This is a genomic window from Spirosoma arcticum (genome assembly GCF_054779955.1).
Genome location: NZ_BAAGXG010000008.1, coordinates 356,861 through 382,845, shown reverse-complemented (window position 1 = coordinate 382,845; position 25,985 = coordinate 356,861). Strand labels below are relative to the sequence as shown.

Annotated in this window: 22 protein-coding genes; 12 read left to right on the top strand and 10 right to left on the bottom strand. The window is 52.8% G+C overall.

Features of this window, described 5'->3' with window-relative positions; all coding sequences use genetic code 11:
- The 3 genes from ACYVHB_RS20070 to tilS form a co-directional block, all read right to left on the bottom strand.
- On the bottom strand, positions 1–541 hold a 541-nt coding region (locus ACYVHB_RS20070; protein WP_461053562.1), incomplete at its 3' end, for an IS110 family transposase.
- 1,598 nt (positions 542–2,139) lie between these two features.
- A complete protein-coding gene (locus tag ACYVHB_RS20065) occupies positions 2,140–3,321 on the bottom strand; it encodes a tyrosine-type recombinase/integrase (protein WP_461053561.1) in 1,182 nt (393 codons plus the stop codon).
- Positions 3,322–3,370: 49 nt separating this feature from the next.
- A complete protein-coding gene (gene tilS / locus ACYVHB_RS20060; RefSeq protein ID WP_461053560.1) occupies positions 3,371–4,726 on the bottom strand; it encodes a tRNA lysidine(34) synthetase TilS in 1,356 nt (451 codons plus the stop codon).
- 35 nt (positions 4,727–4,761) lie between these two features.
- Between tilS and ACYVHB_RS20055 the strand changes: the two genes are divergently transcribed.
- The 10 genes from ACYVHB_RS20055 to ACYVHB_RS20010 all read left to right on the top strand — a co-directional run bounded on the left by ACYVHB_RS20055 (position 4,762) and on the right by ACYVHB_RS20010 (position 14,351).
- A complete protein-coding gene (locus tag ACYVHB_RS20055; protein ID WP_461053559.1) occupies positions 4,762–6,561 on the top strand; it encodes an OstA-like protein in 1,800 nt (599 codons plus the stop codon).
- A gap of 93 nt (positions 6,562–6,654) precedes the next feature.
- Complete coding sequence (locus ACYVHB_RS20050; protein ID WP_461053558.1) at positions 6,655–7,308, top strand: T9SS type A sorting domain-containing protein; 654 nt, start codon at positions 6,655–6,657, stop codon at positions 7,306–7,308.
- Between the two features lie 122 nt (positions 7,309–7,430).
- Positions 7,431–8,330: an outer membrane protein assembly factor BamD gene (locus tag ACYVHB_RS20045; RefSeq protein WP_461053557.1), complete on the top strand. Its 900-nt coding sequence runs from the start codon at positions 7,431–7,433 to the stop codon at positions 8,328–8,330.
- A gap of 87 nt (positions 8,331–8,417) precedes the next feature.
- Positions 8,418–8,732 carry a DNA-directed RNA polymerase subunit omega gene (locus ACYVHB_RS20040; protein WP_461053556.1) on the top strand — a complete coding sequence of 105 codons (315 nt, stop codon included), beginning with the start codon at positions 8,418–8,420 and terminating at the stop codon, positions 8,730–8,732.
- 101 nt (positions 8,733–8,833) lie between these two features.
- Entirely contained in the window at positions 8,834–10,051 is a 1,218-nt protein-coding gene (gene coaBC, locus ACYVHB_RS20035; RefSeq protein WP_461053555.1) for a bifunctional phosphopantothenoylcysteine decarboxylase/phosphopantothenate--cysteine ligase CoaBC, read from the top strand.
- Positions 10,048–10,956 carry a type IX secretion system protein PorD gene (gene porD / locus ACYVHB_RS20030; RefSeq protein WP_461053554.1) on the top strand — a complete coding sequence of 303 codons (909 nt, stop codon included), beginning with the start codon at positions 10,048–10,050 and terminating at the stop codon, positions 10,954–10,956. The genes coaBC and porD overlap by 4 nt, the downstream gene beginning before the upstream one ends.
- Before the next feature lie 60 nt (positions 10,957–11,016).
- On the top strand, positions 11,017–12,690 hold the full coding sequence (recN, locus tag ACYVHB_RS20025) for a DNA repair protein RecN (RefSeq protein WP_461053553.1): 1,674 nt from the start codon (positions 11,017–11,019) through the stop codon (positions 12,688–12,690).
- A 131-nt stretch (positions 12,691–12,821) separates the two neighbouring features.
- Positions 12,822–13,277, top strand: coding sequence for a viral A-type inclusion protein (locus tag ACYVHB_RS20020; RefSeq protein ID WP_461053552.1), 456 nt, complete (start codon positions 12,822–12,824; stop codon positions 13,275–13,277).
- A gap of 25 nt (positions 13,278–13,302) precedes the next feature.
- On the top strand, positions 13,303–13,917 hold the full coding sequence (locus ACYVHB_RS20015; RefSeq protein WP_461053551.1) for an SCO family protein: 615 nt from the start codon (positions 13,303–13,305) through the stop codon (positions 13,915–13,917).
- A complete protein-coding gene (locus tag ACYVHB_RS20010) occupies positions 13,917–14,351 on the top strand; it encodes a c-type cytochrome (RefSeq protein ID WP_461053573.1) in 435 nt (144 codons plus the stop codon). Before ACYVHB_RS20015 ends, ACYVHB_RS20010 begins: the two co-directional genes overlap by 1 nt.
- Before the next feature lie 80 nt (positions 14,352–14,431).
- Here the strand turns inward: ACYVHB_RS20010 and lptC are convergent, their stop codons facing one another.
- The 3 genes from lptC to ACYVHB_RS19995 are packed head-to-tail and all read right to left on the bottom strand — an operon-like array spanning position 14,432 to position 17,126.
- Positions 14,432–15,019: an LPS export ABC transporter periplasmic protein LptC gene (lptC, locus tag ACYVHB_RS20005; RefSeq protein WP_461053550.1), complete on the bottom strand. Its 588-nt coding sequence runs from the start codon at positions 15,017–15,019 to the stop codon at positions 14,432–14,434.
- A 33-nt stretch (positions 15,020–15,052) separates the two neighbouring features.
- Positions 15,053–16,372 (bottom strand): hypothetical protein, encoded by a 1,320-nt coding sequence (locus tag ACYVHB_RS20000; protein ID WP_461053549.1) that lies wholly within the window; start codon positions 16,370–16,372, stop codon positions 15,053–15,055.
- The gene (locus ACYVHB_RS19995) at positions 16,329–17,126 is read right to left on the bottom strand and encodes a type III pantothenate kinase (protein ID WP_461053548.1); all 798 of its coding nucleotides are present in this window, start codon (positions 17,124–17,126) and stop codon (positions 16,329–16,331) included. Before ACYVHB_RS19995 ends, ACYVHB_RS20000 begins: the two co-directional genes overlap by 44 nt.
- Positions 17,127–17,662: 536 nt before the next feature.
- Between ACYVHB_RS19995 and rho the strand changes: the two genes are divergently transcribed.
- A complete protein-coding gene (rho, locus tag ACYVHB_RS19990) occupies positions 17,663–19,873 on the top strand; it encodes a transcription termination factor Rho (protein ID WP_461053547.1) in 2,211 nt (736 codons plus the stop codon).
- Between the two features lie 177 nt (positions 19,874–20,050).
- Positions 20,051–22,306, top strand: coding sequence for an O-antigen ligase family protein (locus ACYVHB_RS19985; protein WP_461053546.1), 2,256 nt, complete (start codon positions 20,051–20,053; stop codon positions 22,304–22,306).
- A gap of 76 nt (positions 22,307–22,382) precedes the next feature.
- Here the strand turns inward: ACYVHB_RS19985 and rplT are convergent, their stop codons facing one another.
- The 4 genes from rplT to thrS form a co-directional block, all read right to left on the bottom strand.
- On the bottom strand, positions 22,383–22,727 hold the full coding sequence (gene rplT / locus ACYVHB_RS19980; protein ID WP_461053545.1) for a 50S ribosomal protein L20: 345 nt from the start codon (positions 22,725–22,727) through the stop codon (positions 22,383–22,385).
- A gap of 175 nt (positions 22,728–22,902) precedes the next feature.
- Positions 22,903–23,097 carry a 50S ribosomal protein L35 gene (gene rpmI / locus ACYVHB_RS19975; protein ID WP_461053544.1) on the bottom strand — a complete coding sequence of 65 codons (195 nt, stop codon included), beginning with the start codon at positions 23,095–23,097 and terminating at the stop codon, positions 22,903–22,905.
- 139 nt (positions 23,098–23,236) lie between these two features.
- Positions 23,237–23,794 carry a translation initiation factor IF-3 gene (gene infC, locus ACYVHB_RS19970; protein ID WP_461053543.1) on the bottom strand — a complete coding sequence of 186 codons (558 nt, stop codon included), beginning with the start codon at positions 23,792–23,794 and terminating at the stop codon, positions 23,237–23,239.
- Between the two features lie 192 nt (positions 23,795–23,986).
- Complete coding sequence (gene thrS / locus ACYVHB_RS19965; RefSeq protein ID WP_461053542.1) at positions 23,987–25,945, bottom strand: threonine--tRNA ligase; 1,959 nt, start codon at positions 25,943–25,945, stop codon at positions 23,987–23,989.
- Between the last annotated feature and the right edge of the window lie 40 nt (positions 25,946–25,985).

The following is a 25,985-nucleotide window of genomic DNA, read 5'->3' as shown; positions in this document are numbered from 1 at the left end:
TCCGCAAACCCGACACCGAGTTGGTATCGGTCAGCACCGTATCTAAGCGTACATTGCCCACCCGCAGGGCTTTCTGGATACGCCGGATGTAATCAGCGGCATCCTCGACCAGACTTCTCCGCAGCCGCACTAGTGGCCGGATAAGGGTGGAAAACTCGTGGGGAAGGAAGATGGGGGGCAGCAGGCCCAGACTGTGCAGCGTACGAATGTGAATAGCATCTGACGTATCAGATTTGAAACGTCGATAGTTCTTCGTATTCGCTCCTGCTGTGACCAACACGTCAAAACCAGCCTCCTGAAGCACATTGACCAACGGTCGTTCATAGCCCCCGGTGGCTTCCAAAGCGACATACTTAACCTCATATAGATGCAGCCAGTCGGCGAGTCGGAAGAGTTCTTTGGTCGATACGCCGAACTGCTGCACATCTTGTTTGGGATCGTCGCCTACGGCTACGACGTGAAACTGAGAGCCAATGTCGATGCCAGCCACCTGCTGGTGAACGACAGGCATTTTGCGATAGTCTTGGGTCTGCTTGTTCATGGTAGAAACGGGTTAGCAGTTACTCAAAAAGGGCTATCAGTGGGCTATGTTAGTCAAACGATAATTATGATGTACGGAGTAGCGGGTTGCCCCGCTCTACCAGTGGGGTTCTCAAGGCACGGACTGATAAAGTAGTCCCTGTCTCATAGCCAAATCGGGACGTTGGCCGGGCTGAGGGCACCAGAGGAAAGGACGATCTTCCCACAAAGGGGCTACTGATAGCTACGTAAATATAGGGCTACGGGCTGGCTTTCTGGTCTCATGCGTTGGTTGGGGTTCGTTCGCCCGCGAACACAGAGGATGTTGGGCTGCCACCTTGGACTACTCGACAGTTTCCTGTCAGAGGTGACACGCCACAACAACGCTAACCAAAAACGCACAAAACCAAGCAAGCCGAGACAGGCCGAGTAATGTCAAGCCGAGGCTGGTCAAGCCCGCCCGCTCAGGTACGTTGCTTTGTCAACCGAAACGCACTTTTTGCGTGCTGTCCACCGGGCATTGACCTGTCGCCAGATACGTGGCACTCAACCAAAACACGTTTACTATCAAGCACTTGTCCTGTCACAGGTACGTTACCGAACCCACTTACTTGGACGAGCCACCCAACACCCACAGGTGTTGATGGTGAGCGAGTTACTTGCTAAACTCACGCACCTGCACCTTTACAAACCTGTTTGAGTTGGGCTGCCGACTCTCCTGCGGGACGTGCGGCCTGTCACCAGGGAACTGCCTACGCGGAGCGGACAACGTCGTACCTAATTTGCTTTATTAGTACCCCCTTATTTTGGCAAATCCCTGTACAGAAAGCCAGTATACACCAACAGATAGTGGCACTAAAACCAAGACATTCGCCGTAAGAAACTTGGCCGTCAACGAAACGATGATGGCTACTACCCAAACACTGAAGAGGTATTTTGCCCAAGGAAGTTTTGACATAAGCTATCGGTTTGAATTGAGCAATAACTATTTTCTCTGTGAATCTACTTAATATATGTTGACCAGATTACGGTAACCCTTTTTTATAAGCTTACCTGTCGCCCGCAACCTGCCCCGCGAACCTAAACGTTAATGGTTGGGGCGGTTGGCTTGTCAATCGGAAGCCCAAACCTGCTCAACCGGGGCGTTCAACTTGTCGCATAGGACTTGCCGAACGAGCGAAAGCCTGACCTTTGGGACGTGCTGCTTGTCGCCGGAACGTTGGCACACAAGCACTTTATGGACGAGCCACCTAACAAGTATATGTACGCAAAATTGCGGAACTACATTCTGCTCACAATCAGCTACTTTTAGTTCCGCAACGGCTAAGATTTTACTATTGAACAGGACTAATGCAAAAGAAAAGAACTTGACCGAAACTTCCAACTTTCATTCATCTGAAGTGACTAAACGGTATGTAGAGGTATTTGTAGAGCGGGTATGGGACATCGAGGGCTATCCCAACTACTTTTTTGATGAGAAGGGGCAACTATACCGCTTTACAGCACGGGGCGACGTGAAGCCCGTACGCAGAACGGTAAAGCGGTACACACAAGGTTATGTACTCAAAAGCCGATTTTACAGCTTATCACAACTCCGATCCAAGCTACGTCGGCACCAGATTACAGATCGTCCAGTGGGCTTTTGAGCTGACTGATTTTGTTGGCCGTTACGTGTGTATACCGCATCGTGGTTAATATACTGGTGTGGCCCAGTAACTCCTGAATATACCGGATATCCAAGCCTGATTCGAGCAGGTGGGTGGCGAAGCTGTGCCGGAGGGTATGAATACCACCCCGTTTCTGAATACCGGCAGCCTGTACGGACTGAGTGTATACAAACTGAATAGTACGAACGGCAATAGGCTCGTGATGTCCAGCTTCCTCAAACACATACGTTTTCGGAGTATATCGGGCAAGGTACTCGTTGACAGATAGCTCGATTTTTTCGGAAAACATCATAACCCGGTCTTTTTTGCCTTTACCACCCCGAACCGTAATGAGTTGGCGGGTACGGTCAAGGTCGGTCAGACGTAAACAGGCCACCTCGCTCAACCGCATACCTGTAGCGTATACAACCTGAAAGAGCGTCCGATATTTCATACTGGTGGTGGTCTTGAAAATAGCCTTTACTTCGGCTACACTATATACGGTTGGCAGTTTGGTAGCCTGACGTGGATACACAACGTCGTAAAACGCCTTATCGCGCAGCAGAACTTTTTCCTGATAGAACTTCCAACCATTGATATGGACGTTGATGGTAGCCGCGCTAAGCCGCTTTTTCTGGATCAAAAAGAGCAGGTATTGCTGATACTGGGGTTTGGTCAGTTCATCGAGCGGTCTCAGACCAGCGTAGCGAATAAGCGCGATGATGGCCTGTTTGTAATTTTTGTACGTCTTATAGCTGTAATTCTGAATCCGCAAAGTATCGGAAATAGCCACGATAACCGGGTGCCGGTCGTACTCACGCATTGGTGGTGCATACCGAAATGGCAGGCGGTGTGCTCCAGCAGTTCGTTTACTTAACGGGGGCCAGGGTGGGTTTGTGGCCTGCTCAATTCCCACGGCTGAAGCCAGGGGCTTATAGAGCCGCACGACGGCCTCATCGAAACGACAATACTCTTTGCCGAAGAGCTGGCCGATCTGCACCACAGATTCGCGGGTGTTGGATACGAGCCAGCATCTGCGCGAGTAACTCCATCGTCTTCCTGGAATTTCGCGGATGAGGTCGTTACCGATGGGGTCTTGGGGGAAACAAACGGCCAATAAACCGGGGTCTTTCCCGTCAATCTGAATAGTGGTCATTACGGATGGGTACAGGGGTTTTCCGTAAAGCTAACGATACGCCAATAAATTATTCGTTCACAAATGAGATTCGACCAATCCGTTTGGTCTCTCCCGTTACCCGAAATGAATGGGCGATACGTCGGCCAATGACCCAGACAATCTGATCGCCCGATAGCAGCACGGCGGTGCGGTCGCGTTCGGGGCGGGGTAGTTTCAGGTCGTTCAGCAGGTCACTGACTAATTTAGTGCCGTTCAGTCCCAGCGGTCGGAAGCGGTCACCCTGCCGCCACGGACGAATCGTTACCGGCAACGTTAGCCGGTCAGCGTCTAAGCAAGCCATATTCGGATCGGTGGATGGCCGGAAGTCGGTGGGTTTGCCGAATAGCGCAATGGTCAGCGTAAAGTGTCCCGCTACGTTCACCGGCGCATCAGGCCACTCGGTTAGCGTGATTTCGTAGTCGCTTCGTGCTGGCAAGGATTCGAGCAGCAATCCGGTTGTACCGTTCGGCAATCGGTCGTGCGTAACCTGGTGCGTAGTCGAGCGAAACAACTGCCCCGTTTCCCGGCTCAGTGATTCGACCATCTGACCCGTTTGATCGCTTGTGAAGCCGTACGATTTTAGCCACTCGGCCAGCCGAAATGCCAATTCCGGCTGGGCCAGCAGTGTATCGGCTGGCAGAAACAGACCCGCTCCGTATGGTTCAGCAATGGACTGCCACGACCGGTTGAGTTCGGCCCAAACGAGCATTTCGGCCGCCCGCAGCCGCTCCACGGTGCGGGGCAGGCTTTGCCAGAGACCCGGATTCAGGCTGGTCAGGATGGGCACAACGTGATGGCGAATCCGGTTGCGGGCATATTTGTCATCGGCGTTGGATCGGTCTTCGCGGTAAGTCAGGCTATGTGTCTCCGCATGAGCCGCCAGTTGGTCGCGGGTGGCGAACAGCACCGGCCGGATCACGTTGCCCTGCCGGGCGGCAATGCCGTGCAGCCCGGCCAGTCCGGTACCGCGTGTCAGGTTTAGCAATAGCGTTTCCAGTACGTCGTTTTGGTGATGAGCCGTCGCCACACCCGCGTAGCTGTGTTCGCCAATCAGTTGGGCAAACCAGTCGTAGCGCAGATCGCGGGCGGCCATCTGAATGGACACGCCCCGTTCAGCCGCTACAACGGCCGTGTTGACGTGCGTCAGGTGAAACGGAACTCCATACTGTTTGGCACAGTTTTGGACGAAGGTAGCATCGTCGGCCGATTCGGTTCCCCGCAGTCCAAAATTGACGTGGGCAATGGCAAACCGCTGGTTGGTGCGGTGAAACAGGTCGGCCATCACCATTGAATCCAGCCCGCCACTAACGGCCAGCAGGACGCAGTCGGTCGGTTCGAATAGCCGTTTGTCGTTAATAAATCCTAAAAAGTCCGACTCCAACATTCGGTCTCGGCACGAAGCCGTATTTTTGTTCCATTATGCGTTTCCTCATTCACCTTATCGCTTTTTCTCTCCTGCTTGGATCGGTGTTCGTGCCTGCCGATGTACGCGCCCAGGCCGGTCGCCCGCCAATGCCGGGCAGTACGGCCGACAAGGTCGAGTTGCTGCCTGGTTCCGACAGTTTGGTGGGCGTGAACATCCCCGGTCAGGTCGTCCGGAAGATCTACAATAACGTCCGGTTCCGGCAGAAAGGCGTTCTCATGTACTGCGACCTTGCCATCCAGAACGTGACCACCAACGTGATCGAAGCCTATGGCAACGTCCGGTTGATCCAGGGCGACACCATTAACGTGCGGGGCGATACGATGTTTTATTACGGCAACACCCGGCAGGCCAATCTGCGCGGCAACGTGGTGATGCGCGACCGCAAGATGACGCTCACGACCCAGCAGCTCGACTACGACATGCTGTCGGGCGTTGCCCATTATCCCGTTCCCGGCCGTATTGTTGACAAAGAAAACGTGCTGACCAGCCGCGAAGGCTATTACGACACGCGCAGCAAGCTGTTCACCTTCCGCCAGAACGTTCGGTTGGTCAACACCAAAGGTACGCTCACCGCCGATTCACTGCTTTATAATTCCCTCAGCCGGATTGCAACGTTTCAGGGGCCAACGCGTATTACCAATAAGGACGGGGTGCTGACGGCCATTGCCGGACAGTATAACACGGCTACCGGCATCTCGAATTTTCAGCGCCGGGCCACCGTCGATACGCCCAAATACCGCTTAACCGGCGATTCACTCTACTACGACAACGTGTCGGAACTGGGCATTGCCAAAGGCAACGTCATTATGGTAGCCAAAGACCGCAAAGCTGTTATCACCGGTGAACACGTCCGCTACAACGGCAAGTCGGGCATTTCGCGCGTAACGGGTCACCCCGTGGCCAAAAGTCTCGCCAGCGAAACCACGCGCGATACACTTTATATGCGGGCTGATACGCTGTTTTCGTTCGACAATAAGCTGACCAACACGCGCCGGTTGCTCGGCCAGAAGAACGTTTTCGTTTACAAGTCCGATCTGCAAAGCAAGTGCGACTCGCTCATCTACGACACGGCTGACTCAACGATTCATTTCTTCAAGAAACCCATCGTCTGGAGCCAGGATAAGTACCAGATGGAAGCGGACACGATGCGGGCTTTACTCAAGAACAACCGCATCAACACCATGTTCCTTAAAGGCAGGTCGTTCGTCATTTCGCTCGATACGCTCAAAAATTATAACCAGATTAAGGGGCGTACGGTGACGGCTTATTTCGTAACAAAGGTAATACCGGCCTCGACCAGGCTTGTCCAAACCCAGACCGGGGAGACAACTAAAAAAATAACCGGAGCCACGGCCTCGACCAAGCCCGGTGTACCGTCCCGCACACTGCCCCGCGCCACGTCGACTCCGGCGCGAGAACAAACAACCCTTGACCGGGTACTCGTGGACGGCAACGGACAAAGTATTTACTACGCCGTGGACGACAAAAACAGACTGATTGGCCTGAACCACGTCGAATGCAGCCGGATGAACATGGAGTTTGCTAACAACAAGGTTGGGCAGATTCGGTTCTACGGCCGACCTGACGCGCAGCTTATTCCACCCAAAGAGTTCACCGACGATGCTCAGAAGCTCGACGGATTTCGTTGGCGTGAAGTAGAAAAGCCGACGAAAGGTCAGGTTCTCTGGCTGGAAACACCCCCAACAGAGCAACCGGCTGCTAAAAAACCACCAAAAATCAAAGGGTCAGCTAAACCATTGGCCAGAAAAAACGTTCAAAGGGGTAATAAATGACTCATTTAACAATTTTTTACACACTGCCCCGTTGACTTTGTCTTTTATCCTGAATAGGTTTGTGTTGGCTAAGTGTATCTGAACTGGATTTTCATGAAACAAATTATACTTATTGGGTTACTAACGGGCTTACTAACGGCCACAATCCCGCTTCGGGCGCAGGTAGCCCTGCGCGACTCCGACGCCCGAAAGGGCAGTCGGCTGGAGTTGGGACGAACGGCGTCGACTCGCAAACCTACCGCGCCGGTGGTGAGTGCCAACCGGTTTCGGATGGTGCCGGAACCCGTTCTTTCAGGGCTTGACCGCTCTGTGACAATCCGCAAAAATAAAGCGATCAACGAGCATTACCGGTCGTTGCTCATCGCGCAGCCAATTACAAAAGCGGGTGCCCGCACAACCACAGCCGAATCCAGCCCCGCACCCGCCGACGCCCGGTCGGCTCCTGAGCAGGAGGGCAAGTCAGAAAACCGCCTGTATGCCAACGAACGCATCTGGGTGTCCAACGTTTACCCGAATCCAGCCGACGATGTTACTGAAGTTGACTACCAAATCAGTGGGTCGGTGGGAGAAGCTAAGTTAGCCTTATTGAATGTACTGGGCGTTCCCATTGCGGAGTATGGCCTCGACCGTAACGACCGCAAAGTACGCATCGTTACCCGCGACTACGCAACGGGTTATTATTTATACCAATTGTCGGTCGATGGTAAAAAGGTAGCGACCAAACGCCTGCTCGTTCGTCATCAGTAAGACGCTGTGGGGCTGTTAAATTATCATAAACGGGTTGAGGATAGCCCCCAATTTCGGCACTATACGGGCTGCATCGTCGTTAGAACGGTGTAGCCCATTTTTTTTCGTATCTTTGCCATCGTATGCAACAACGTCATATTGGTAAGGTTCTGCTCGGAACCTGGTTCGTAGTTTTGCTAAGTTCGTGCAGTCCGTTCTCGAAACTACAGAAAAGCGGCACCGACGATGAGAAATATAAGGGAGCCGTTCAATATTATAAAAAGAGCGACTGGTATCGCGCGGGTTTGCTGTTTGAAGAACTGATTCCTGTGCTTAAAGGCAGTACGGAGTCGGAGATGGCCCAGTTCTATTACGCCTATACGCAGTATCATCAGCAGCAGTACCTGCTCAGCGCCACGCTCTTCAAAAAATTTTACGAAACGTTTGCCCGAAGCGACTACGCGCAGGAAGCGATGTACATGTACGCCTTTTCGCTGTACAAAGACACGCCCGCCTTCAACCTCGATCAGTCGAACACGCTGACAGCCACGTCGGCCCTTCAGGACTTCGTCAACGCTTATCCGGAGAGCCAGTACAAGGATGAATGCACCCGCATGATTCTGGAGTTGCGCAAGAAGTTGGAGCGCAAAGCGTATGAGAAAGCCAAACTGTATTACAAGACCAGTGGCTTCAACATTGCGTCGTACAAATCGTCAGTTATTGCCATCGACAACTTTCAGAGGGAGTTTCCAGATTCAGAATACAACGAGGAATTGGCCTTTTTAAAGGTTGACGCTGAGTTTAGCCTGGCTCAGAATAGCTTGGAAACCAAACAAAAGGAACGGTATCAGGAAGCGATGACTTATCATCAGGCATTCGTGGACAAATACCCGACCAGCCGGTTTATTAAACAGTCCGAAAAGATGTACGAGACCAGCCAGAAGGAAATTGACCGACTGGCGAAAGCAGAGCAGGAGCGCGAAAAAGAGAAGACCAAAGCGCCCGACACGAACCGCCCGGCCAAAGTGACGGCGGCAAATTAATCCAGTGAGTAGTGAGCAGTAAACAGCCAACAGTTAGCGTGCGCTTTGTTTACTGCTCACTGTTGGCTACTAACTGTTAACTAAAAAATGGCATCGAATCAATCCATTATCACCCGCAACAACGACAAGATTGCGATCAAAACGGGTAACCTGTACGAATCGGTTTCAATTATCTCGAAGCGTGCCCGGCAAATTGCGACCAAGAACAAGGAAGAACTAAGCAACAAGCTGTCGGAGTTTGTATCGGCCGTCGACAATCTTGAAGAAGTGTTCGAGAACCGCGAGCAGATCGAAATCTCCAAATTCTATGAGCGGATGCCCAAGCCGACCTCCGTGGCAACGGACGAGTTTTTGGAAGACAAAATCTACTGGCGCTACAACGACGAAGACGCTCAGCAGTAGAGTGGGTCGTTGACCAATCTTCAGCAGTGACCGCACGGTATGTATGCCGTGCGGTTTTTGTGTTTCACCCATCCCGATAGCATTCAATTTCTGCCGCGCTTATGTTAGCTGGTAAACGTATTCTTCTCGGCGTAACAGGCAGCATCTCGGCCTATAAATCGGCGTTGCTGGTCCGGCTGCTGGTGAAAGCCGGGGCCGACGTTCAGGTCGTTATGACCGAATCGGCCAAGACATTCATCACACCCCTGACGCTCGCCACACTCGCCAAACGGCCGGTTCTCTCGGCGTTTGTCGATACGGAAAATGAGGGGCGGGGCGAAGGCAACTGGACTAACCACGTTGAACTGGGTCTCTGGGCCGACGCCGTCGTGGTGGCTCCGGCATCGGCCCACACGCTGGCCCGCTGCGCCAATGGCTTGTGCGACGACCTGCTGTCGGCGGTCTATTTATCGGCTAAGTGCCCGGTGTTTTTTGCCCCGGCCATGGATCTGGACATGTACCGGCACCCCGCTACGCTGGAAAATCTGCGTCGGCTTGTTTCGTTCAGCAATCACATCATCCGGGCTGAACACGGCGAATTAGCCAGTGGCTTAGTGGGCGAAGGACGGCTGGCCGAACCAGAAACCATTATGCAGGCACTCGACGCGTTTTTCAACAAACCAACGCCCCTGTCGGGTAAACACGTCCTGATTACGGCCGGGCCAACGCAGGAGCCAATCGACCCGGTGCGTTATATCAGCAATCACTCGACCGGCAAAATGGGCTACGCCATCGCGGGGGCATTTGCCAGAGCCGGGGCCGTGGTTACCCTCGTCAGTGGTCCTACTGCCCTGTCCCTCCCCCACCCGTCCATCCGGCGAATCGACGTGCGGACGGCGCAGCAGATGTTTGAGGCTACCCAGGCGGCTTTTGCCCAAACCGACGTGCTGGTGCTGAACGCGGCCGTTGCCGACTACACCCCCGCCCATCCGGCCGGCCGGAAGATCAAAAAAAAAGAAGCCACTTTTTCGCTCGAACTGACCAAAACCACCGACATTGCCGCTCAGTTGGGTGCGCAAAAACGACCGGGCCAGTTGCTCATGGGATTTGCTCTCGAAACGGATAATGAACGGGAGAATGCGCTAAAAAAACTTCACGCCAAGAATTTAGACTGGATCGTGCTGAACTCCCTGCGCGACACCGGAGCCGGTTTTGGACACGATACGAACAAAATTACCGTTATCGACAAAGAAGGGCAAACCCACGAATTTGGGCTTAAACCCAAAACAGAGGTGGCACAGGATTTAGTGGATTTAGTCGCCAAAAACATAGCATCATGAAAAAGTTAATCCTACTAATTGGCCTGTTAAGTTTGCTGACAACGGCGCGGGCGCAGGAGCTGAACTGCCAGGTAACCATCAATTCCGATCAGTTGTTCGCCCAGCAAAAAACTGACTTTTCGTACGTCGCGCAGCTCAAAGGCATCATCACGGAGTTCATGAACAACCGGCGCTGGAGCAACGATCAGCTTACGGCTTCGGAACGGATCAACTGTTCACTCAACATCAACTTGGTCAAATCGCTGGTGCAGGGCGCTTTTGAAGCTACGGCGCAGATCATCGTGACGCGGCCCGTGTACGGCACGAACTATGAAACAACCGTTTTCAACTACGTAGACCGAAATTTCAATTTCGTTTATCAGCCGTCTACGCCGGTTTTTTACCGTGAAAATCAGTACACCGACGACCTTACGTCCATGCTTGCGTTTTACGCCAATTTGATTTTGGCCGTTGACTACGATACGTTTAGCAAGCGGGGCGGCAACCCATTTGTGCAACGGGCATTTGCCATCACCCTACAGGCGCAGCAGGGTTCATCCAGCGACGCCTGGCAGCCGAGCAGCGATCAGCGCAAACGGTACTGGCTTGTTGAGAACCTGCAAAACCAGCAGTTAACCTCATTCCGCGACGCCATGTATACCTACCACCGGCAGGGCTTAGATATATTCGGGGCTAATCCCGTGCAGATGCGTAAGCAAACCCTCGACCTGCTGACCAGCATCCGAACGGTTAGTCAGCAACTTCCGTATTCGGTATTGATTAATACATTTTTTGACGCCAAAGGGCAGGAACTGTATAATATTCTGTTCGAGGGAACGCCCGCCGAACGCAAACTAGCGTTTGAGTTGCTCTCCTTCTTAGACCCGTCTAAAACGGAACTGTACCGAAAATTAGTGACCACGTAGTCCCGTTGGGGTTGAACCGCACCCCGGCCGGTGTTGTTACGTAAGCAAGGCGTCTCATCTATGCTATCGCATTTACTCATAAAAAATTACGCGCTCATTGACGAACTCGAACTGACACCCGACCGTGAACTAAACATTGTCACGGGCGAAACCGGTGCCGGAAAGTCGATCATGCTGGGTGCCATCGGCCTGTTGCTTGGCAACCGGGCTGACACAAAAGTGCTTTACAATCCCGAACAGAAGTGCGTTATCGAAGGCACATTTGGCGTATCGGGCTTCATTATCGAACGAATTTTTGAGGAAGAGGAATTAGATTATTCGAATACATGTATTGTTCGGCGCGAGATCGGCGTCAGCGGTAAGTCGCGGGCGTTTGTCAACGATACGCCCGTCAATCTGGAAACGCTCCGGCGCGTAACGAGCCAGATGATGGACATCCACTCGCAGCACGATTCGGTCATGCTCGGCTCCAACGAATACCAGTTGGAAATTGTGGATACGTACGCGCAGGATGATGATTTACTTCGCCAGTACAGGGTTGATTACCAGGCCTACCGTAGTAAAAAAACGGTTTACGATCAGCTCATGACGGAAGCGTCGGCGATGCGCAAGGAATTCGATTACAACAATTTTCTGTACGAAGAATTAACGAAAGCGCAGCTTCAGCCCGCCGAACAGGAAACGCTCGAACAGGAGTTGACGATCCTGCAAAACGCCGAAGATATTAAAGCCCGCCTGCAACTTTCCTACGAGTATTTAGACAATACGGAACAGTCGATCATCGACTTTTTGAAAGGTACGGTCAGTAATTTAGCGTATATCAGCAAGCTGTCGAATCAGTACGAGCAATTGTTGCAGCGTGCGCAGAGCAGCCTGATCGAACTGCGCGATTTAGCCGACGAAATCAGTACGGAACAGGAGCGCGTGGACATTGACGACGCTCGCGTGGAGACCATTCAGGAGCGGCTTAATCTTATCTATCAACTCCAGACCAAACACCAGGTTAGTGATGTGGCGGGCCTGATTGCGCTGCGCAACGAACTGAGCCGAAAGGTTAGTAAGGTGCTTAACTTAGACGATGAACTGGCCGAAGCGAAGCGCCAGTCCGAGGCCGCCCGCGCTCAGTTGCAGACAAGCGCCGAGACGCTGTCGACCACCCGGCAGGCCGTGCTCCAGCCCATCGAAAGCGAAATTGGGGGCCTGCTGTACGATCTGGGCATGCCCAATGCGTCGCTCAAAATTCAGGCCACAACGGGCAAACCCAGCCCGGCTGGCATCGATACCATATCGTTTCTGTTCAGCGCCAACAAGGGCGTTAAACCCCAGCAGTTGAAAAACGTAGCGTCGGGGGGTGAGTTTTCGCGGCTCATGATGGCGATCAAATATATTCTGGCCAACAAACGGTCGCTGCCCACAATTATTTTCGATGAGATTGACACGGGCGTTTCGGGTGAGATTGCCATCAAAATGGGCAACATGATGCGCGACATGGCGCACAGTCACCAGATTATCGCCATCACGCACCTCCACCAGATTGCGGCTCAGGGAACGGCTCATTATTTTGTGTACAAAGACCATTCGGCCGCAAAAACGGTCAGCCGCATCAAGAAACTTACCTTCGACGAGCGAGTGAACGAGATTTCGCAGATGATTGGCGGCAAAACGCCGTCGCCGAGCGCGGTTAAAAACGCCCGCGAAATCCTTAAGCAACGCACCGTCGTTACAGCGAAATAGTTTTAGGTGAGTAAGTGTATGGGTGTATACGCATTGGAAGCGGGCACATTCAACCATGTATCCACTAAACACATACATACTTATACACCCATACACTTATTCACTAACTTCTCCTTTTAAAGACTTTTTCCATGATAAAGTTTGTTTCTTTAGTAGCAGGAATCCTCATCAGTAGCGTGTTCTTCGGGGCTTGTCAGAAAGGCGATGATGCCGTTAAAGAGGCTGAAAATGAGATGTTTGCTATTCACGATGAGGTGATGCCGAAAATGGGTGACGTGATGAAGTTACGAAAGCAACTCAATCAGCGCATCTCGGCCTTAGACAGCACAGCAGCAACCCGTTCAGCGGCTGGTGCTCTTAGAACGGATGAGGAAAAAGAGCAGGCCCGGCTGTTGAGCCGAAATCTGACAAACGCCGATAGCCTGATGATGAACTGGATGAGTCACTACAAAGGCGATACGCTGACCAAGCTTTCTCCGGATGATGCCCTGCGGTATTTATCGGAACAAAAAGATCAAATTACCGATGTTAAAATCAAGTTCAATTCCAGTATCGACCAGGCTCGTCAGTTTTTGGACAAGAAATAACGGCTGTCCTTCTTTCCTTGTCTCCTTGCTCCTGTTTGTGTTAGCTGGCTGCGGGTCAGCCGATGAGAAGTTACCCATTCTGGGGCAGCGGGAAGCAGTGACGAAAGTGGTCAACGGCAAGTCAGTGACCGACTCAACGTACCAGACGATTCCGAATTTTGCCTTCGTGAGCCAATACGGCGACACGGTCACGGCCCAAACTCTCGACAACAAAGTTTACGTTGCCGACTTTTTCTTCACCAGCTGCCCCACCATCTGCCCTAAAATGAAGGTGCAGATGAAACGTGTCTACGACAGGTACACAGGCAACGCCAGCGTGATGATGCTCTCCCACTCCATCGACCCGGTGCATGATTCGGTGCCCGTGCTGAAGGAATTTGCCGATAATCTCGGCGTCACGGGTCGGCAATGGTTGTTCGTAACCGGCGACCGCGAGAAAATTTATGACATCGGCCAAACCAGCTACATGGTCACGGCGCAGGCCGACTCCAGCGCACCGGGGGGTGTTGTGCACAGTGGGGCGTTTATTCTGGTCGACAAAGCCAAACACATCCGGGGCGTCTACGATGGAACCACCGAAGCAGGCGTCGATAAGCTCATGGCGGATATAGACCGGTTACTGGCCGAGTATAACTCATGATGGTGAGGTTCATCGGTTTGTCAGCCCTTTTCTGTCTGATGTTAGTTGGCCTTTCCTGCCAGAGCGATGAGGAAATTAAGCGGCAACGCTACATAACGGAAGGCATTCTGGTCTACAAAAATAACTGCGCCAACTGTCATCAGACCGATGGAAAGGGGTTGGCCGCCCTGTATCCACCCATCGCCGGGTCTGATTACTTAGTCAATAAAAACAGCGTAATCTGCCTGATTCGGTACGGTCAGCAGGGACCGATTGTGGTTAACGGCAAACGCTACAACCGGCCAATGCCTGCCCAACCGCAACTGAGTGCGCTCGAAATTGCCGAACTGACAACCTACATCTACAACGAATGGGGGGACGAAACGACATTGACGGACGTGAAAGCGGTTACGCCAGTGTTGGAGCAATGTAAGAAGGGGGTTGTAAGTCAGTAAGTCGAAGGAGTCGTAAGTAGCTGACCGCACCGGCGGACCGGCGTAGTTTTTGCTGACGCGTCAGCCACTTACGACTCCCTTCAAAATCCCGGCCCGCCCTCTGCGTTGAAGACACCGGACGGCTTGCGGATGGAGTAGTTTGTGAAATCCTGGTTAGCATCTAAACCCGTACCATACAGCTTTTCGCCGGTCATCTGGCTGATGACCGTAACGCGCTTTTCGGTAAATACCTTTTTAGTAACCGGATTCCATTTCAGTTCGGGCGTGAGCAACTTCTCCTGTTTCTGCTTGTTAACCACCACCACGTTGCCCATGACGGTGTACAGGTCTTTGGCTTTGTTGTAGCGGCCGGAGTCGGACCGCAGGGTTGTCACTTCTTCCCCGGCGGGACCGTAGAAAATAATTGAAACGGGTTTAGGGTACTTTCGGTCATCGTTGGCGTAGCGAAACTGTTTCGGCGTCGTTAGCTTCACTTTCAATAGAGCAACTTCACTGTATAGCAGTTTGACATCATTGATTTCCTCAATCGGGCCCGTGTACGCGGCTGCTTTTTTAGCCTGTTTCGGCTCTTCGCAGGAGAGCAGGAAGAATGATAAATGATAGATGATGAATGATAAACGACCAACAATTCGCAACAACCGCGTTTTTTGCGCAGTAAATGCATTCATTAGTGGGTTAAACCCTAATTTATAATTCATCATTCAGTCAACCACCTGCTTACGGAACCACCAGTCATTGAGCGAGAAGCCCAGACCAATTCTGACGTACTGCTCCTTGATTTGAGTGCCCGTTAACACGCCCCGTTGCCCGCCTACTACCGACAGCGTGACATGGTTGACTAAGTACGCCCCCAACGGCAATGACAGGCCTAAACTGGCGTTCACGTCGTTGATCTGCGTACCTTCTACCCGGTACGGCAGTCGGTTATATTGAAATCCAGCCCGATATGTAATCAAATCGCGGTAGCGGGTCGAAGTGGCTTTGGGCGTAAATTCCAGACCCGTGGCAACACTCATCCCGTTGGTCAGGTTGCCCGGCTGATCGCTAACGGTCCGGTACTGACCCCACTGCTGCAAACCAATATCGACGCCCACCAGAAACGTATTGTTTCTTTCTAAACTGATGCCAAAGTGGGTACGCTGGGGCAGGGTGGCCCGGCCGCTGGCCTGGCTTCGTAAGGTATCGGGTGCTGAGATAGCACCGCCCCCGAGCGTGGTTTGCTGATAGATATCCGTTTCGCGGGCGTTGACGCGGGTTTGTGGGTCGTAGGTAGCGCCGAGGTTGAGCGTCCAGGTTTCGCTCAGCTTAGGTCGCCAGGCGGCCCCTAACTTCCAGACGATGTCGCTGTAATTAGCCCGGTTCAGGCGGGTCACCCGCGTATCCTGAATGCCCGCAGCCGTATTGTCATTGATGAGTACGCGCGAGTCGGATGAGTTGGTAATGTTGCCAAATACGAACGCAGCTTCCGCCCCAACATAGAGGTTTTTAGTGATTCGCACACCGTTGGCAAAAGAAGCTTTGTTTAGCCCGCCCCGTCCCGTATAGTTGTACTCGGCCTCGTAAATGGTACCGAAAACCGGCCGATACTGCCGGGTCGTGTAGTCCACGTAGGTGTACGGCCTTAGGCTCAGCGACATATTCCAGCGGGAGTTGGCCGGGAACGCCAGGGCTAAGTAACCCAGGTTACCCCCAAAGTCGCGCTGGTTCTGCACACCACCGTTCAGGTTCTGGGAAAGGCTCTTCGACTGCGCCATCAGGCCCACCTCAAAAACCGTGAACCGGGTGCGACGGGCCAGCAGAGCCGGGTTTTGCATGTTCAGGTAAAATGGACTGGCATTACTGATGCCAATATTACCCATTCCCATGTTGGTCACGTTCCCTTCGTTATACAGCTCGCCAATGCCCAGTGCCGAATAAGGCGAGTTACCTAATCCCTGCGCCAGCACCACCGGCGACGACGCAGCAATGGCCAGCAAACTATGCGTTAACGTCTGGCGTATCTGCTTGTAAATTCTCAACATTATAGCGTAAAATTCGATTCAACCCAATCAGCACTAATTCGGGCACTGCAAATATCGGCCCTTTCAAACGACTTTCAAAGGAAGGAGCATCCCCCCCGCACAACAGCACCACTACGCCGGGCCGCTCCCGGCGGTAGCGTTCAATGATGCCGTTCATCTCAAACATCAGGCCATTGACCACCCCACTCAGCAGGGCCTGTCGCGTGTTCTTAGCGGTTACGTCCGGCCACAGCTCCAACTCGTCGGCCTCGAAACTTACCAGCGGCAGGCGGGCCGTTTGCTCGTGCATAGCCCGAAAACGCATGTGCAGTCCCGGCGAAATTAGCCCACCCTGGAACATCCCTTCCCGATCAATAAAATCGGCCGTCAGGCACGTACCGAGATCAAGCACGACGCAGTCCTGACCCGGAAACAGGACCGTTGCACCCACCGCAGCCGCTACCCGGTCGGCCCCGAGCGTATGGGGCGTGTCGTAAGCGTTGCGGATGGGCACTGGTGTCTGGCTATCCAGCACCCACACGGCCCACCCCGCCCCCGACAAACGCTCCCTGATTTCGTCCGCCGGTCGGCTCGTGGATGAGACGATTACGGCTGCCGTCGTCCAGTCGGTTAAGTCCGCTACCAGATTGGCGACGGAGTCGTAGCGCCGGGTTTCGATGAGCGATGACCCGTTGAACCAGCCAGTTTTCAACGTCGTGTTGCCCCAGTCGACTACTACGTTCTCCGTGGTGTTTTGATGTGGTTGCGGTGTCATTGGCATTCGATATCTGTAACGCTGAACAGCGGCTGAGTTGGCAGCGCTCCGAACAGTTTTAAGGAAATTTAAGTCGGAGAGCGTGTTATCCCGCTTCGGAGAAACATTTCGGAACAGAAAACGTTATGTTGACAAAACCGGATCAGTGTGTTACCTTTGTTGCCATCAATCCGGTGGGCAAGTGGTGCTTTCTCAGAAGCGACAACCCATAGCTACGACGAAGTGCCGCGTTGGCGTACCATCGCATTGGCGAACCACCATTTTTTCCAAACGTTACAATGACCTCCGCGTCTGGCCCCACCAGACGGTTGTGTTTGGACTACATAAACTACTTCCAGTTAACCCGTTTTCATTGCGTACTCAAGCAACCCCGTTAAAATCAGATCGGTTTAGCGCCTGGCGCTTTATCCTTCCGTTCACCTGTTGACCAAAAGCACTGCCCATTCGTTATGGGCGTTCCCTGCTTCCAACCCATCAATCCATATCGTTACCGCCACCCGAGTGGCTTCTTTAAGGTTTACTGCTAACCTGAACTTATGTATAATATTGAAGAATTGAATGCAAAGCTCCTTTCCGAGCTTCGTCCCATTGCCGATGAATTTGGCATTCGCGACAATGCCAAGTACCAGAAAAAAGAATTGATTTATAAAATACTCGATCAGCAGTCGCTCAAGCCTGACACGGATGTTGCCCCTGCAACGTCTCCCGTAGCTGACGACGCACCCCGGCGCGGTCGACGCCCTAAAGCCGCCCCCGTTAACGTCAACTCCACCCCCGAGCCAGTGGCACCCGCGCTGGCTGACACTAACTCAACTGCCAGTCCGGTAGCTGATGGGACTGATAGCCCCCGGACCCGCCAGCGCGTTCGGCGTGATGCAGGTGCTTCAGAAATTCCATCGCCCACCCCCGAAGATGGGATGACTTCAGTCGCTGAAACACCAGTGGCCGAAACCGAGCCGGGTACATTCCCAAGTGATGCTCAGCCACTCCAGCAGCCCCGCACAGAGCCGGAAGGCCCCGATGAAATGGCTTCGGCACCCCTTCAGCCCAACGACGCGACAGACCAGCCGCCGACCCGTGGCCGACGTGAACCTAACGCCAGCGACGCTGCTCTGAACTCCCGTACGGATACGAACCGCCCACAGCGTCCTCTTCGGTCAGACTCGAGCCAGCCTGCCGGACGCGACGGGGCCAACAATCGGCAACGGCCAGACGGCAATCGGGATGGTGTTCAGCCCCGGCGGGACCGCATGGATCGGCAGCGCGACGGCGGGGAGCCTGCCAACCGGCCGGGGGCCGCTGGTCAGCGACCTCGTACGCAACGAATTGTGTCCGACGAAGCGGGCCTGAACTACGGTGGCCGCCCCGACGAAGAGTTTCTGACACCCACCGTCATATCGGAGGATAACGCAGCCAATATGCAGTCGGCCGAGGGCGTAGTTACTACGCCCGACGTCAACCCGGATGCCCAGCCAGCCGAAACGGCGGATGGTCAGCAACAGGCTGAGCAACCGCAGTCTGAGACCGAATCAGGCCAGCCAGCGCAGCCGCAGACGAATCAGGCAACCCGGGAAGCCCAGGAATATCAGAACCGCATCCGTCGTCAGTATAATCAGCATATACGCGAGTTCGACGGCATTATTGATAACGAAGGCGTTCTGGAAATCATGCAGGATGGGGGCTACGGTTTCCTCCGCTCAGCCGACTACAACTACTTAGCCTCGCCCGACGACATTTACGTGTCGCCTTCGCAAATCAAATTGTTTGGTTTGAAAACCGGGGATACAGTGCGGGGTGCCATTCGCCCGCCGAAAGAAGGCGAGAAATATTTTGCCCTGCTGCGCGTATCGACCGTAAACGGCAAAACGACCGAGGAAATCCGCGACCGTATTCCCTTCGAGTACCTGACGCCCCTGTTCCCCGAAGAGCAACTCCACCTCAGCAACCGTCCCGAAAATTACTCCTCGCGGGTACTGGACCTGTTCGCGCCAATTGGCAAAGGCCAGCGCGGCATGATTGTAGCCCAGCCCAAAACGGGTAAGACGGTACTGCTCAAAGAAATTGCCAATGCCATTACGCGGAACCACCCGGAGGTTTACCTGATCGTGTTGCTGATTGACGAGCGGCCGGAAGAAGTGACCGACATGGCCCGCAGCGTTAACGCCGAGGTAATCTCATCGACGTTTGATGAGCAGGCCGACCGGCACGTGAAGGTGTCAAGTATGGTGCTGGAGAAAGCCAAACGAATGGTCGAATGTGGCCACGACGTAGTCATTCTGCTGGACTCAATAACGCGACTGGCGCGGGCCTACAATACAGTGGTGCCGTCATCGGGCAAGATTCTGTCGGGTGGTGTGGATGCCAATGCGCTGCACCGGCCCAAGCGATTCTTTGGGGCGGCCCGCAACGTGGAAAACGGCGGTTCGCTGACGATTATCGCTACCGCCCTGATTGACACTGGCTCGAAGATGGATGAGGTTATCTTCGAGGAATTCAAAGGCACCGGCAACATGGAACTTCAGCTCGACCGTAAATTAGCCAATAAGCGCATCTACCCCGCCGTCGACGTGATGGCGTCGGGCACGCGCCGGGAGGACTTGCTGCTGGACAAGGAAACCCTGCAACGGGTCTGGATTCTGCGCAAACACATGTCCGATATGAACCCGATGGAGAGCATGGATTTTCTGCTCGACCGGATGAAAGGCACCCGCAACAACGAAGAATTTTTGATCTCGATGAACCGGTGATCCAGCAAACCTATAAACGGCATGAAACAAACAAGCCCCGCTATAACTGGCGGGGCTTGTTTGTTTCATGCACTAAGGTGTAAAATCTCCCATTCAGCCAATCAATTAATTGATTAGCATTTATTTACTTGCATCTATAGTCGATTATATCCACCCGGTTTCTGCACCACACCCATCATGAAAAAAAAGGTTCCATCTAAAGCTATTCGGCCGTCGGACACCCGCACGTCGGATAGCCATGTGTTAAGCACGCTTATATCCGAACGCCTGCTTTTCTTTCTTTTTCTAAGTTCACTACTCACTCCTTTCTTCTACAGCGAAACAGCGTTCTTTGGCTTCATCACCGAACGAACCTGGTTTTTTTACGCGGTAGTAGACTGCATGGTCGCCACGGCCCTGTTTGCACCCGGATTTCTGACGGTCAAACCATCGCCGTTGCAAATTGCCGTATTACTATTCCTGGCGGTGCTCTTTGTGGCCGATGGGTTGGGGGTCGACCCCTTACTCAGCTACTTCTCCAGCTACACGCGTCTGGACGGATTTCTAACGTACCTTCATTTAGGGCTGTATTTTCTTGTTCTGGCCCGCACCCCTTTTCCTAAATGGAAGTGGAACACAGCGTTACTACTATCAGTCGGCATTGCGGTGCTGATTGTTCTGAAAGGCTATTTCAGCACGACGGGTTGGCAGTCTATTGACCGACGATTGGTTGCTACCGTTGGCAACCCGTCTTTTCTGTCCTCGTATCTGCTGATGAATACGTTCATCAGCGTTTATTTAGTAAATCAGTTTCCGGGTGTGTCGCGCTGGATAAAAGGCCTAACGGCGGCATCGACGCTGGTAATCCTGACAGGCGGCATTTACCTGACCGGTACCCGTTCGGCGGTGCTTGGCTTGGTAAGCGGTATCCTTTACCTCAGTGTTTTTGTCGCCTGGCAGCAACGTCGGGCGCTGTCAACGATAGTTCTGCGACTGATGGCCGTGCTTGGCGTCCTAGTCGGCCTCTTCTGGCTGGTTGTTAACAGTGATTTTTTGCAAAAGTCGCCGATTGTCTACCGATTCACGCATTATTCAGGGGTCAACAACACGCTGTCGCCGAGGTATGTCTGCTGGAAAATAGCCCTCAATGCCCTAACTGAGCGCCCGTTGTTGGGCTGGGGGCAGGAAACCTTCAGCTATGGATTTGCCCAGCATTTCGACCCCACTATTCTGATTGGTGGCAATTTTGACTGGTACGACCGGACTCACAATGTGCTGTTAGACTGGGCATATTCGGCCGGCGCCATCGGGCTGCTAACTTACCTGCTCATCTGGGTAACGCTGGTCAACACGCTGCGGACAAACGGCACCCTACTAACCAGTTGGGAGCGGGGGTTTCTGGGGGCGGTATTCGTAGCTTATTTTTTCTTCAACTTACTGAGCGTCGACAGTCTGTTGCCGCTGCAAACTTTTTTCGGCCTGCTGGCGCTGGTTAGTACCTTGCCCCGTCCGGCAATTGATCTGCCCACCAAACCTGTTTGGCTGGTTCCGGTCCGGGTGGCTGGTGTAACACTGATTGCCTTACTGGCCAACTACGGTGCTTACGAGCTGTACCGAACCGTACGGCAATTGAAAAAACAGCAGAATCTGGCGGATGTACAACAGCGATACGACGCACTGGAAACGATTTACTTCGACGCAAAAATACGGACTTTGGATCTGGCCGATGGGTTAGAATCGCAGACCCTGAGCCTGCTCCAAAGCGACGCCCCACCCGCCGTGAAACAGTTTTGCTACCAGCGCACCGTCCGTGTAATAAATCAGCAACTTGCCCAGCATCCCCGGTATACCCGGCTGATGTCGAGAGCCGTTTCACTGTTTCTGGCGGGTGGAGAAACAGATAAGGCAATTAGCTTATGCCAACAAATCATTGCCATTGAAGGGTCTAAACGTCCTTCTGCTTTTCTCCAGTTAGGCAACGCGCACGTCAGGAAGAGCGAGTTTAAGCAAGCGCAGGTCTTATTCGATCAGGCCTACCAGTTGCAGCCTCGGTGGGAAGAACCCTTGCTGTATAAAGCCCTCGCGTTTGCCGTTCAGAAAGACACGGCTCAGTGTTACCGGCTGCTTCGGCGCGTCAGCACGCAAACGCTGGTGAACCGGATTGATTTTGTGAAGCAGATTTATCAACAGGCCGGTTATCCGCACGCGTTCGTTGACCGAATCGACCAAACCAACCCTAAAGCCCCGTTTTCGCCACAGGTGTTTGTGGAATGGGCATTGGCTGCTTTCGACGCCAACGACAAAAACCAAATGACAGCAGCACTGAATAGTTTTTACAATCACTACCTGCACGAACGATTCAGCTACCCACAGGTGAAGCAAGTGATTGATGATAGCCACCGGGGCATCAGACCCGACGTTCTGGTGACGATGATTCCCGAATTATCACGGTAGGAGGTCTGATACACCCTCTTAAAAAGACAAAAGCCCCGGTTCATCACCAGGGCTTTTGTCTTTTTAGATCTGTTTACTACTTCACTTGGTCCACAACGGCTTTGAAGGCTTCCGGGTGGTTCATGGCCAGATCGGCCAGTACTTTGCGATTAAGCTGAATGTCCGACTTGTTCAGAGCGCCCATCAGCACTGAGTACGACAGACCATGAATCCGGGCACCGGCGTTGATCCGCTGAATCCACAGACTGCGGAAATCACGCTTCTTAGCCCGGCGGTCGCGGTAGGCGTAGCCCAAGCCTTTTTCGACGGCATTCTTGGCAACCGTCCAGACATTTTTACGCCGACCAAAATAGCCTTTGGCCAGCTTCATTACTTTTTTCCGACGCGCCCGTGAGGCAACGTGATTGACGGAACGTGGCATAACCTTGTTTGTTTTTTGACAACCGGCGGAATACTAATGAATAATGTATAATGAGTAATGTTTAATGACTCTATGTCTGACATTCTTCATTTTACATTCTTCATTACTCATTCTCTTCAACAGCCGGACATCGGGTGAAACGTGAAACCAGACGCAACTGCGTCTTTCTTTGGGCTTAGATGTTCAGTAACGCTTTGATGCGTGTCTCATCGGGGCCACTAACCAGCGTGTCATGCACTAAATTGCGCTTCTGCTTGGTCGTTTTTTTCGTCAGAATATGACTGTGGAAGGCGTGCTTCCGCTTGATTTTTCCGGTACCGGTCAGCTTGAAACGCTTCTTGGCAGCCGAATTGGTTTTTACTTTTGGCATTGTGATAAACCGTTACCTGTGGAGAAAATAGTAAACAGGCCGCAAAGATACAAAAAGAAGCCGGATAATGAATGCCAGACGTGAAGCGACGTTATGGAAGCTCAACGTCCGGCATTCATTATCCGGCTTTCTATTAAATCTATTTTTTGGGCGTCACCACCTTCGGGGCCAGGAACATGCTCATGCGCTTGCCCTCGAGCTTCGGTTCAGCTTCTATTTTGCCGTAATCTTCTAACCCTTTGGAGAAACGGTCGAGGAGTTGAAATCCGCGATCTTTAAAGACAATTGCCCGCCCCACAAACTGCACGTACGCTTTCACCTTAGCGCCCTCTTTCAGAAAGTTAATGGCGTGTTTGAGCTTAAACTCAAAGTCATGATCATCGGTATTGGGACCAAACCGAATCTCTTTGATGACAACTTTGGTGGCGTTGGCTTTTATTTCTTTCTGCTTTTTCTTTTGCTCGTACTTGAACTTAGAGTAGTCCACAATCCGGCAAACGGGCGGAACGGCGTTGGGTGACACTTCAACGAGGTCGAGGTTCTGGGCTTTGGCCATTGCCTGCGCCTGATTTGTCTCGTAGATTCCCTGCTCTACATTTTCACCAACCACCCGCACTTCGCGGGCCAGGATGCGCTCATTGACTTTGTAAGGTTCTTCAACCACGCGACGGGGTGGTCTGCGCTGGGGTAATGCCATATAATGTGTTTAGGGTAACGGATGTTGATATCCGACTTTTATAAAGTCGCTTGGATAACGTGCCGGTTGGTAAAAAGTTCGGGAATGTATCGAAAATAGGGATTGGAAGCAACCAGAGTTTAGTTTTTGAGTGTGTAAGTGTTCGGGTGCATAAGTTTGCCAAAACACCAAAATACCTACACACTCAAAAACTTATAATCTTACCTCCTCGTGAAACGATCGAATAAAGTCATCAACGGGCATCATACCCAGATCACCCTGTCCGGTCGCGGCACCGCCTTTGCGACGAACCGACAGCTTGCCTTCGGCAACTTCTTTCTCACCAACGATCAGCATATACGGTACTTTCGCAATTTCGGCATCACGAATTTTGCGCCCAATTTTTTCATCGCGCAAGTCAACAAAACCCCGGATGTCCTGCTCCTGTAGCCGGAGAAACAGGGCGTTGGCGTAGTCTTCGTATTTTTCTGAGATGGGCAGCACGGCGATCTGATCGGGCGAGAGCCAAAGCGGAAAGTTACCAGCCGTCTGCTCAATCAGAATGGCGATGAACCGCTCCATCGACCCAAACGGGGCGCGGTGAATCATCACCGGCCGGTGTTTTTGATTGTCAGCCCCGATGTATTCGAGTTCAAACCGGTCTGGCAGATTATAATCCACCTGAATCGTTCCCAACTGCCACTTACGGCCGAGGGCGTCGCGCACCATAAAATCCAGCTTAGGGCCGTAAAAAGCCGCTTCGCCCAACTCGGTCACTGTCCGCAGCCCCTTCTCGGCGGCTGCCTCAATAATGGCTGATTCGGCTTTCTCCCACAAGTCATCTGATCCAATGTATTTGGTCTTGTTTTCAGGATCACGCAGCGAAATCTGGGCCGTGTAATCGGTAAAGTCGAACGTTTTAAATACGTACAGCACCAGATCAATCACTTTCAGAAACTCTTCCTTCACCTGATCCGGTCGGCAAAACATGTGGGCATCATCCACGGTGAAGCCGCGCACCCGTGTCAGCCCGTGCAATTCGCCCGACTGCTCATACCGGTACACGGTCCCGAACTCCGCCAGCCGCAGGGGTAAGTCGCGGTACGAGCGGGGCCGTGATTTATAGATCTCGCAGTGGTGCGGGCAGTTCATTGGCTTGAGCATGAACTCCTCATCTTCATCGGGCGTGTGGATGGGCTGGAATGAATCTTTGCCGTATTTCTCCCAGTGTCCCGATGTTACGTAGAGTTGCTTGCTGCCGATGTGGGGCGTCACGACCGGCAGGTAGCCCGCCCGCACCTGCGCCTTACGGAGAAAGTTTTCCAGCCGCTCGCGCAGGATAGCGCCCTTCGGCAACCACAAGGGTAACCCCGCTCCTACTTTCTCCGAAAACGTGAACAGGTCGAGTTCTTTACCCAGCTTCCGGTGATCGCGCTTTTTGGCTTCTTCAAGCAGAAACAGGTAATCATCAAGTTCCTTTTGCTTGGGATACGTAACGCCGTAAATCCGGGTTAGTTGCTTATTCTTTTCATTACCCCGCCAGTAGGCACCAGCCACATTCATGATCTTTACCGCCTTGATAAAGCTGGTGTTGGGAATATGTGGTCCCCGGCACAAATCCGTAAAATCGCCCTGGCTATAAAACGTAATAGTGCCGTCTTCGAGACCTTCGAGCAGGTCGAGTTTGTAGGGATCCCCCTTCTCCTCGAAATACGCAACAGCGTCGGCTTTGGACATGGGCGTGCGGACGTACTGCTCTTTCCGGCGGGCCAGTTCGAGCATCTTGTCCTCCACTTTCTTAAAGTCTTCCTGGGAAAACGGCTGTCCATTGAGGTCCACGTCGTAGTAAAAACCAGTTTCTACCGCCGGTCCGATTCCGAATTTGACGCCCGGATACAAGCTCTCCAGCGCTTCGGCCAGCAAATGCGCCGACGAGTGCCAGAACGTTGCTTTACCCTCGGTATCGTTCCAGGTCAGTAGCTGCACATTAGCGTCCGTATCAATAGGCCGCGTGGCATCCTGAACGATGCCGTTTACTTTGGCGGCCAGCACGTTGCGAGCCAGGCCTTCACTAATTTGGGTGGCAACATCCAACCCGGTGCTTCCTTTGGGATACTGCCGAACGCTGCCATCGGGCAGCGTCACGCGGATTTGTTCGTCCTGCGCAATCATTGATTGTACTTGGTTAAACTATGGGTACCCGCAACGCACC